This window comes from Corynebacterium sp. HMSC074A01, assembly GCF_001831515.1.
GTDB lineage: Bacteria > Actinomycetota > Actinomycetes > Mycobacteriales > Mycobacteriaceae > Corynebacterium.
The window spans coordinates 1-326 of the sequence record NZ_KV825625.1; the positions used below are offsets into that span (position 1 = coordinate 1).

At 66.3% G+C, this 326-nt stretch carries 1 pseudogene; it reads left to right on the forward strand.

Going from position 1 to position 326, the window contains the following annotated elements:
- Positions 1 to 326 (forward strand): annotated as a pseudogene (locus tag HMPREF2550_RS08720) (DUF4192 domain-containing protein); the annotation flags it as partial.

Sequence of the window (326 nt, forward strand, 5' to 3'; positions counted from 1 at the left end):
CACGGCATCGACGCTGCCGAGCACGCCGACATCATCGAAGACGCGCTGGCGTATATCCCGCCCATGTTCGCAGACGTGCTGCAGCGTGAGTATGAGCAGGCAGCGGCAGGGATCACCCAGCCGAGCGCTCGCGCTGTTCGGTCTGCGCTGAAATGCTTCACCACGCCGCGCTTGCGGGACACGCTGCTTGCCGCACTGCTCGATGACCCGCAGGCGGGCCTTGCGTTCATAGAGAAGGTTATGCGCGCTGTCCCGACCAGCTGGCCAGGCATGCGCTCGCAGCTCACCGCCACTGTTGCCGTGCTCGCTCACGCCACAGGCCAGCC